Genomic DNA, 9834 nt, shown 5'->3' with positions numbered 1-9834 from the left:
ATTTTTGGCCTTCGCTTCGCTCCGGCGGGGTTGGCGGCCCCTGAGTCTCGCCGTTCGGGTGCCGCTGCTTGCTCCTTCGTCGCTTGCGCAGCGGCACCCGAACGGCGAGACGGCCGCGAACCCACACGGGTAGTACTACCCCGGAAACGCTTTCAGCGTGCGTGGTCACCTTGGGTGGCCGGGTCACCTTGGGGGCGCACAGTCACCTTCGGAGGGCACGGTCACCTTCGGAGCGCACGGTCACCTTCGGAGCGCACGGTCACCTTCGGAGCGCACAGTCACCTTCGGGGCGCACGGTCACCCTTTCAAGGTGGACCGATGGAGGATTGCCGGGGAGACGATGTGCGGCGAATGCGATGACCAGGGCGTTCGCTGTAGCATTCGACCGTCATACGGAATCTCGACCGGACGGATGTGCGAGGTCGATCATGGGGTTGAGCGATCGTGACGTGACCTGGGACAGGTCTCGTCAGGCCGGTCCGGATATCTGGGTGGCGGTGCTGTGGGGCGCCCTCGTGACGATCTGCTGGGCACCCGTCGCCGCGGGGCTCGTGGCGAGCGTCTATCGGTTCCCGATCCCGTTCGACGGCTACGCCCGCGGCGTGGGCGATGCCCTCAACGCGGCACTGGCATCGGTGTTCTACCTCGTGGTCGGCGGTGTCTTCCCGCTGGCGCTCGCGGGTGCCCTCGCCGGATTCCTGCATGCGCGCGGCGCGGTACGCGGCAGCGCACGCTGTCTCACCCTGATCGCCGCGACAGGCTTCGCGACCGCATGCGCCGCCGCGTTGCTACTCGCCCTGCTCGAGTACGCGATCGGGCCGTGGTGACCACGCAGCGCACCCCGAAGGCCCCCTACTCGCACGCGGCACAGTGCGCGGCAGCGCACACTGCCTCACCCTGATCGCCACGACAGGCTTCGCGACCGCATGCGCCGCCGCGTTATCGAGCGATAGGACCGTGGTGAACCCACCCGGCGAATACAACCGAACCCGATGCGGTCAACGTCTCGGGACGGTGCCCCCGGGTGGGTTTCGGCCCGCCTCGATTCTGGACTGCCGGAGCGGAGGAGCGAAGCGGAGGAGCGGAGAAGGGAAGAATCGAGGCCCAAAGGGCCGAAACCCGCGTCGGCGGAGCCGACGCAGAAAATACAGCCTCAGGCGCGCTGGCTGCTGATGGAGACCACCTCGCCGGTGAGGTAGGTGGTGTAGTCACTGGCCAGCATGGCGATCGTGGCTGCGACCTCCCACGGCTCGGCGGCGCGGCCGAAGGCTTCCCCGGCGGCGAGGCGATCGAGCAGTTCGGTGGAGCTGACCTTGTCCAGGAAGGGGTGGCGAGCGATGCTCGGTGCGACGGCGTTGATCCGTACCCCCAGCTCGGCGGCCTCGACCGCACTGCAGCGGGTCAGTGCCATGACACCGGCCTTGGCCGCGGCGTAGTGCGCCTGGCCGTGCTGAGCCCGCCAGCCCAGCACGCTGGCGTTGTTGACGACCACACCGCCGTGGCCGGCGCCGCGGAAGTAATTCAGCACCGCACGGGTGCAGCGGAAGGTGCCGTTCAGGGTGATGTCGAGGACGCGGTCCCACTGCTCGTCGGTCATGTCGACGACCGGGGTCTCCCCGCCCAGCCCGGCGTTGTTGACCATGATGTCGATCCGGCCCAGCCGTTCCGCGGCGGCGCGGACCAGTTCGTCGACCTGTTCGGTGCTGGTCACATCGCAGACCACCGAGGCCACCTTGCGATCGGGGAATTCGGCGGCGAGTTCCTCCTCGGTCTGCTTCAACCGGCGCTCGTGCCAGTCCGAGACGACGACATCGGCACCCTCGGAAAGCAGGCGGTGCGCGGTGGCCGAGCCGATACCGGTACCGGCGGCCGCGGTGATCACCGCGGCGCGACCGGCCAGCAGTCCGTGGCCGGTGATCGGCTGGGGCGGAACCGAGAGATCAGGCACTGTAGGTCCTTTCGAGATGTGGTGTGCCGCGGTCAGCGGGCTTCGCGAGGAAGGCCGAGTACGCGTTCGGAGATGATGTTGCGCTGCACCTCGTTCGAGCCGCCGTAGATGGTGTCGGCGCGGGTGAACAGGTAGAGGCGCTGCCACTGGTTCAGGTCGTCGGCTGGATGCGGGTCGAGGGGGGAACCGCTGCCGCCGACGGGATTACGTGCGATCAGCCCTTCGGCGCCGAGTACGTCCATGGCCAGCTCACCGAGGCCGCGATGCCAGTTGGCCCACAACAACTTCGAGACCGAGGCCTGTCCCGCGGCGGTGCGGGCATCGATGTTGTCGTGCGCCGATTCCAGCGTCCGCAGGGCGTGCGCGCGCAGCACCCGCAGCCCGACCCACGCCTGATCGATCCGCTCGGCCAGCGCCGGATCCTCCAGGGCGCCATTGGCTTTCGCGACCGCTTCCAGATTCGACAGCTCGCGGGCGAAGCGGATCTGCTGACCCACGGTCGAGATACCGCGTTCGAAGGTCAGCGTGCCCATCGCGACGCCCCAGCCCTCGCCTGGCTTGCCGACCACCAGATCGGCGGCGGTGCGCGCATCGTCGAAGAAGACCTCGTTGAATTCGGCGGTGCCGGTGAGCTGGATGATGGGCCGCACCTCGATACCGGGCTGATTCATCGGCACCAGGAGGTAGGACAGGCCGTGATGGCGGGTCGAACCGGGTTCGGTGCGGGCGATGACGAAACACCAGTCGGACAGGTGTGCCAGCGAGGTCCAGATCTTCTGGCCGTTGATCGACCACTCGTCGCCGTCGAGGCGGGCGGTGGTCGAGACATTCGCCAGATCCGAACCGGCCCCGGGCTCGGAATATCCCTGACACCATAGTTCGGTGACCGAGCGGATGCCGGGCAGGAAGCGTTGTTTCTGCTCCTCGGTGCCGAAGGCGAGCAGGGTCGGGCCGAGCAGCTCCTCCCCCAGGTGCGATACGCGCGCCGGGGCGTCGGCGCCCGCGTACTCCTCGTGGAAGATCACCTGCTGGCGCAGGGTGGCCGCACGGCCGCCGTATTCCACCGGCCAGCCGAGACAGGTGAGCCCGGCGGCGGCGAGGTGGCGGTCCCACTCGAGTCGCTCGTCGAAGGCCTCGTGCTCACTTCCGGGTCCACCGAGCCCGCGCAGCTCGCGGAACTGTCCGTTCAGGTTCTCGGCCAGCCATTCGCGCACTTCGGTACGGAATTCCCGGTCAGCTGTAGTTTCCGTACCGGAGGCATCCGCGCCGGTGGCGGAGTCGGGGGTCTGGATTGCACTCACTCCGGTAGAGTAACCTACCAAGCACTTGCTTTGTAGGGCGGAGAGCTCTGCGGAGCGAAGCAATCGACAGGATCGAGCCGTCAGCAACCGGAGACGCCGGTATCGATCCGTCACGAGCTGGTAGAAGACGAGGACGATGTGACGACCCCTGCGCAGACCACTCCCCTCGCCCTGCACGAAGCCGCGCGCATCCACGGCGACGCGCCCGCGCTCAGCGACGGCGAGACGCACCTGAGCTGGGTGCAACTACTCGACGAGGTGCGCCAGGCTGCCGGGGCACTGCTGGCATGCGGAATCGAACGCGGTGACCGCGTCGCGCTCTGGGCGCCCAACACCTGGCACTGGGTGGTGGCCGCACTGGCCTCGCACTACGTCGGCGCCGCCATCGTGCCGCTGAACACCCGCTATGTCGCCGACGAGGCCGCCGATGTGATCGGCCGGGTGAACGCGAAGGCACTGTTCATCGCCGATCCGTTCCTGGGCCGGCAGCGGCTGTCCGAACTGCGGGCCGCGGCACCGGGCCTCAAGGTCGACACCGTGATCGTCATACCGGCCGAAGGCGAGGCCACCCATTACGACGACGCCATCGCGTGGTCGAAGCTGGCCGAACTCGCCGCGACCGTTCCGGTCGAGCAGGTCGTCGCGCGGGCGGAGTCGGTCGAGCCGGACGATATCGCCGACATCCTGTTCACCTCCGGCACCACCGGGCGCAGCAAAGGCACCCTGGTCGCGCACCGGCAGGCGCTCGATGTGGTGCGGGCATGGACGCAACGGTCCACACTCGACAGCTCCGACCGCTATCTGGTGATCCCGCCGTTCTTCCACAACTTCGGCTACAAGGCGGCCATTCTGGCCTGCGTCGTCACCGGCGCCACCATCGTCCCGCAGGCGACTTTCGATGTGCCGCAGACGATGCGGATGGTGCAGGAACAGGCCATCACCGTCCTGACCGGTCCGCCGACGATCTACCAGACCATCCTCGAACATCCCGCCCGCGCCGATTTCGACCTGAGCAGTCTGCGGGTCGCGGTGACGGGTGCGGCGACCGTGCCGGTGGTGCTGGTCGAAAGAATGCGCAGCGAACTGCAATTCGAGGTCGTGGTCACCGCCTACGGGCTCTCGGAATCCTCCGGCTTCGGCACCATGTGCCTACCCGACGACGATCCGGAGACCATCGCCAACACCTCCGGTAAGGCGATGGCCGGATTCGAGGTGCGGATCGGCGATCACGGCGAGGTGCTGCTGCGCGGGCCGAATGTGATGGTCGGATATCTCGACGATCCCGAGTCCACCGCCAAGACCATCGATGCCGAGGGCTGGCTGCACACCGGCGATGTCGGAATCCTCGACGAGCGCGGATATCTCGAGATCACCGACCGGCTCAAGGACATGTACATCTCCGGTGGATTCAATGTGTATCCGGCGGAGATCGAACAGGCCCTCGCACGCCTGGACGGCGTCGCCGAGTCCGCGGTGATCGGCGTGCCCGACGAACGGATGGGTGAGGTCGGCAAGGTCTACATCGTGCGCCGCAACGGCGCGGCGATCGAGGCCGAGGACGTGATCGCCTACGCGAAACAGACTCTGGCCAACTTCAAGGTGCCGCGATTCGTGGAATTCCGGGATCAGTTGCCCTACAGCGCCGCCGGGAAGGTTCTCAAGCGGCAATTACGTGAGGAGATCTCGTGACCACACCCACTGCGTCCCCCGGACCGGTTCCGGACGAGGGTGAGGTCGTCACCTATGAGCGGCGCGGGCCGATCGCCGTCGTCACGATGAACCGGCCGGACTACCGCAATGCGCAGAACTCGGTGATGACCTATGCCCTCGACGCCGCCTTCGAACGCGCGGTCGCCGACGCCGAGGTCACGGTGATCGTGCTGGCGGGCAACGGAAAGCACTTCAGCGCCGGCCACGACATCGGCACCCCGGGGCGCGACCATCACATCAGCTACGACAACAAGGCCGCGTTGTGGTGGGACCACGTCGACCGCCCCGGTGGCGATCAGCGCTTCGCTCGCGAGCTCGAGGTGTACCTCGGGATGTGCCGCCGCTGGCGCGAACTTCCCAAGCCCACCATCGCGATGGTGCAGGGCGCCTGTATCGCGGGCGCGATGATGCTGGCCTGGGTGTGCGACATGATCGTCGCCTCCGAGGACGCGTTCTTCTCCGATCCCGTGGTGCGCATGGGCATTCCGGGTGTGGAGTATTTCGCGCATCCCTGGGTGCTGGGGCCGCGCCGAGCCAAGGAGGTCCTGTTCACCGGCGACCGCTTCAGCGCGGAGCAGGCCTATGAATGGGGCATGGTCAACCGGGTCGTCCCGCGCGCCGAACTGGAATCGCACACGCTGGAACTGGCCGAGAAGATCGCCACCATGCCGCAATTCGGGCTGGCGCTGACCAAGAAGGCCGTCAACCAGTGCGAGGACCTGATGGGAATGCGCGCCGGAATGGATTCGGTCTTCGGACTGCACCATTTCGCGCACGCCCACAATGCCGAAGTCGGCACCGATTCGCTGGGCGGTATGGACGCCAAGTCGATGAAGGCCACCGCCACCACCAGCGCAGAACAGAACGGTAGATAGATGGATCTCGAACTCGATTCGGCCGCAGCGCAATTCCAGCTCGAGGTACGGGAATTCCTGCGGGCCGATGTCCCCGCCGAACCGCTGCCCTCGATGGACACCCGCGAGGGCTTCGAGGCTCATCGCGCCTGGGAGCACACCCTCGCCGACGCCCGGTTGTCGGTGGTGTCGTGGCAGCGCGAATACGGCGGCCGCGACGCCTCGCTGCTGGAATGGGTGCTGTTCGAGCAGGAGTACTACGCCGCCGGTGCGCCCGGCCGGGTGAGCCAGAACGGCATCTTCCTGCTGGCGCCGACCCTGTTCGAGCACGGCACCCCGGAGCAGCTCGAGCGCATCCTGCCGAGAATGGCTCGCGCCGACGACATCTGGGCGCAGGCCTGGTCGGAGCCGGAGGCCGGTAGCGACCTCGCCGGTATCCGGTCGAGCGCCACACGTACCGAGGGCGGCTGGATCCTCAACGGGCAGAAGACCTGGAGTTCGCGGGCGTCGTTCGCGGACTGGGCATTCGGCCTGTTCCGCAGCGATCCGGAAGCGGAACGGCACAAGGGCCTCACCTACGTGATGTTCCCGCTGACCGCCGAGGGCGTGACCGTGCGCCCGATCCCGCAGCTCGACGGCGAACCCGGCTTCGCGGAGATCTTCCTGGACAACGTCTTCGTCCCGGACCGGGACGTGATCGGCGAACCGGGTGCGGGCTGGCGCGTCGCGATGAGCACCTCGAGTAACGAGCGTGGTCTGTCGCTGCGCAGCCCCGGCCGCTTCAACGCCACCGCCGCCCGGCTCATCGAGTTGTGGCGCGAGACCGCCGATCCGGCCGACACCGCGGTCCGCAACCAGGTGGTCGACGCGTGGATCGGTGCGGAGGCCTACCGCCTCAACACTTTCGGCACGGTGACCCGGCTGTCGGAAGGCGGCAAGCTGGGCGCGGAATCGTCGATCAACAAGGTGTTCTGGTCCGAACTCGACATCGCCATGCACGAGACCGCACTGGATCTGCTGGGCGCCGCCGCCGAGCAGGCCGGCGCCTGGACCGACGGCTACCTGTTCTCGCTGGCCGGTCCGATCTACGCCGGTACCAACGAGATCCAGCGCAATATCGTCGCCGAGCGCCTGCTCGGCCTGCCGCGGTGAGCCCCGCCGTGCGCCACCCCGAGACCCCGCGCCGTACCTCCGAATGGACCCATCGATGAGATTTGCACTGTCCTCCGAACAACGCGACTTCGCCGGCAGTCTGCGCAAGATGTGCGATGCGGCGAGCACGCCCGCGGCCATCCGCGCCTGGGGTGAAGGCGACGCCGACGGCGGCCGGGCGCTGATCCGCCAGCTCGCCGGCGCCGGTGCGCTGGGCCTGGCCGTCGCCGAGGAATTCGACGGAATGGGCGCGGAGACCATCGACCTGGTGGTCGCCGCCCAGGAATTCGGCCGCGCCGCCGTCCCGGGACCGCTGGTCGAGACCGCCGCGGTGATTCCCGCCCTGTTGCAGGCGCTCGACGATTCCGGTCCGGCACAGCGCTGGCTGCCGGGGATCGCCGAGGGCGGCGCGCTGGGCACGATCGCGCTGTCCCCGCAGACCCCGGCGGTGGATGCCGATAGCGCCGATGTCGTCCTGCTGGTGGACGACGACGGCCTCTACACCGCACGCCCCGGCGACCGGATCGAATCCGTGGACGCCGCCCGGCGTCTGTACTCGCTGAGCGCCGACGAGCTGGTGGCACAGGGTGATTCGGTGCGCGCCGCCGCGGCGGCCGCCTTCGACGCCGGTGCTCTCGCGGTGGCGGCGCAGCTGCTGGGCGCGGGTAAGGCGATGCTCGACACCAGCGTCGCCTACGTGATCCAGCGCCGGCAGTTCGGCCAGCCGATCGGTCGCTACCAGGCCATCAAACATCATCTGGCCGATGCGAAGATCGGCCTCGACATGGCCGAGCCCCTGCTGCACCGCGCGGCGCTGACCTTCGGGACCGCCGATCGGGCCCGCGATGTCTCGGCGGCCAAGGTCGCCTGTGCCGATGCCGCGTACCGGACCGCGCGCATCGCGCTGCAGGTGCACGGCGCGATCGGCTACACCGCCGAATGCGATCTGTCGCTCTGGATCACCAAGGCGACCGCACTCCGGTCGGCTTGGGGCACGGCCGATTTCCATCGCGCCCGGGTCGCCGCGGCGCTGCGCTCGCCTGGTGGCGAGGCATGATCCACTCGGCACCACACCGGCACGACATCCGGACGGGAGTACGGCGATGACCGACAACGCGGAACTGCGGGAGCTGGCGAATACCGTGCGCGCGGTCCTCACCAAACACGGTGACAGTGCCGCACTGCGACGCGCGATCGACAGCGATTCCGGTTACGACGAGCGGCTCTGGCAGCTGCTGTGTGAGCAGGTCGGCGTGGCCGCACTGGCGATTCCGGAGGAGTTCGGCGGCATCGGCGCGGAACTCGACACCGCACTGGTCGTGGTCGAGGAACTCGGCCGCACGCTGCACAATCCGCCGATGCTCGGCTCGGCGGTCCTCGGCGTGCAGGCCGTCCTCGCCGGTGCTGACACCGACGCCGCCCAGCGACTGCTGCCGGAGGTCGCCGAGGGTTCCCGCACGCTCGCGGTGTGCTGGGCCGGCGAAAACGGCTGGGCGGCACCGGGTGCCGCGACACGACGTCCGGCGGGATTCGGCGTGCGGGCCGAGAACGACACAGTGAACGGCACCGCGCACCACGTCCTCGACGGTGCGAATGCCGACACCCTGATCGTGGTCACCGATGCCGGGCTCTACGAAATCGATGCCACCGCAACGGGAGTCACGCGCACCGTCACGCGGACGATGGATCCCACCCGTCGGCTGAGCACCGTCACCTTCGACGGTGCCGAGGCCACCCGGATCGGATCCGATCCGGCCGCGATCACCGCCCGGTTGCGTGCTGTCGCCTGGGCTGCCCTGGCGGCCGAGCAGGTCGGAGCGGCCGAACAGTGCCTCGAGACGACCGTCGAGTACAGCAAGTCGCGGGTGCAGTTCGGTCGCCCCATCGGCAGTTTCCAGGCGCTCAAGCACCGGATGGCCGATATGTACGTGCTGGTGGAGTCGGCACGCTCGGCCGCCTACGCCGCGATCGCGGATCTGGACCGCCCGGTGACCGGCGAGACGACCCTCGATCTCGAGTCGGCGCGAATCCACTGCTCGCAGACGTTCCGCTCGGTGGTATCGGAAATGGTGCAGATGCACGGCGGCATCGCCATCACCTGGGAGCACGACGCGCACCTGTTCTTCAAGCGCGCCCACGGCGACGCCGAACTGTTCGGTATGCCCGGGCGGCCGCTCGCTCGCCCTGCCTGACCGCTGCGCGCTATCGGCGCCGAGAATGGCCCCGCGTCCACGGGACGCGGGGCCATTCTCGTCCTCGCACGACGCCCACCGTGCCGCCTGCCGCTCGTCGCACCCCTCCTTACCTGCGGGTTCATCGACGTGAGTGAGCTCACTCCAAAAATATATAGTTAGGCTATGTACATACATAGTTAGCTTAAGTAACATAATTGACGTGCAGTCGAACGAGTCGCCCATCGCCCCCACTCCGGAGGCGCTCATGGTCGACATCGCCGTCACCGCGGCGCGGCTCACTCGACTTGCCGGCACGCTGGGCACCAAAGCCCTTCCGCGTGCACTGGTGCGAGCACTGTCCACCCTCGAAGAGCACGGACCGCTGCGAATCAGCGAGTTCGCGCATCTCGACGGATGCTCCCAGCCCTCGGCAACGGCGCTGATCGGGCGACTGACATCCGCCGGATTCGTCGCACGCACCAAGGACCCCGACGACTCCAGAGCCGTGGTCGTCGAGCTGACGCCGGCGGGACGCGCGGAATTGTCCGCGTCCCGCCGCGCGTTCGGCACCGCCCTCGCGGCCCGGTTGCCCGACTTCGATATCGACCGCCTCAGCCACCTCGAGAACGAGCTGACCGATCTGCTCGAAGCCCTGAAATCAGCTGTACCCCAGGAAGTCTCGATTTAGGAGCGTC

At 68.0% G+C, this 9834-nt stretch carries 9 protein-coding genes; 7 read left to right on the top strand and 2 right to left on the bottom strand.

The window, feature by feature from the left end; all coding sequences use genetic code 11:
- The first annotated feature begins 428 nt into the window (after nt 1-428).
- Nucleotides 429-827: a hypothetical protein gene (locus AB0L57_RS31255; RefSeq protein ID WP_364969927.1), complete on the top strand. Its 399-nt coding sequence runs from the start codon at nt 429-431 to the stop codon at nt 825-827.
- Between the two features lie 326 nt (nt 828-1153).
- Here the strand turns inward: AB0L57_RS31255 and AB0L57_RS31250 are convergent, their stop codons facing one another.
- Complete coding sequence (locus AB0L57_RS31250; protein WP_364969924.1) at nt 1154-1948, bottom strand: SDR family oxidoreductase; 795 nt, start codon at nt 1946-1948, stop codon at nt 1154-1156.
- Between the two features lie 32 nt (nt 1949-1980).
- Entirely contained in the window at nt 1981-3240 is a 1260-nt protein-coding gene (locus AB0L57_RS31245; RefSeq protein WP_364969947.1) for an acyl-CoA dehydrogenase family protein, read from the bottom strand.
- A gap of 147 nt (nt 3241-3387) precedes the next feature.
- On the opposite strand from AB0L57_RS31245, the gene AB0L57_RS31240 reads away from it, so the two are divergent.
- The 6 genes from AB0L57_RS31240 (at nt 3388) to AB0L57_RS31215 (ending at nt 9827) form a co-directional block, all read left to right on the top strand.
- Nucleotides 3388-4938, top strand: a complete 1551-nt coding sequence (locus AB0L57_RS31240; protein WP_364969921.1) for a FadD3 family acyl-CoA ligase — start codon at nt 3388-3390, stop codon at nt 4936-4938.
- Nucleotides 4935-5834: an enoyl-CoA hydratase gene (locus tag AB0L57_RS31235; RefSeq protein WP_364969918.1), complete on the top strand. Its 900-nt coding sequence runs from the start codon at nt 4935-4937 to the stop codon at nt 5832-5834. The genes AB0L57_RS31240 and AB0L57_RS31235 overlap by 4 nt, the downstream gene beginning before the upstream one ends.
- Nucleotides 5835-6965: an acyl-CoA dehydrogenase family protein gene (locus AB0L57_RS31230; protein WP_364969915.1), complete on the top strand. Its 1131-nt coding sequence runs from the start codon at nt 5835-5837 to the stop codon at nt 6963-6965.
- A 55-nt stretch (nt 6966-7020) separates the two neighbouring features.
- Entirely contained in the window at nt 7021-8022 is a 1002-nt protein-coding gene (locus AB0L57_RS31225) for an acyl-CoA dehydrogenase family protein (RefSeq protein ID WP_364969912.1), read from the top strand.
- Nucleotides 8023-8068: 46 nt separating this feature from the next.
- On the top strand, nt 8069-9157 hold the full coding sequence (locus AB0L57_RS31220) for an acyl-CoA dehydrogenase family protein (protein ID WP_364969909.1): 1089 nt from the start codon (nt 8069-8071) through the stop codon (nt 9155-9157).
- Nucleotides 9158-9359: 202 nt separating this feature from the next.
- Nucleotides 9360-9827 (top strand): MarR family transcriptional regulator, encoded by a 468-nt coding sequence (locus AB0L57_RS31215; RefSeq protein ID WP_364969906.1) that lies wholly within the window; start codon nt 9360-9362, stop codon nt 9825-9827.
- Nucleotides 9828-9834 lie beyond the last annotated feature (7 nt).

This window comes from Nocardia sp. NPDC052254, assembly GCF_040679495.1.
Classification (GTDB): domain Bacteria; phylum Actinomycetota; class Actinomycetes; order Mycobacteriales; family Mycobacteriaceae; genus Nocardia.
This window is presented reverse-complemented; position numbering and strand designations above follow the sequence as displayed.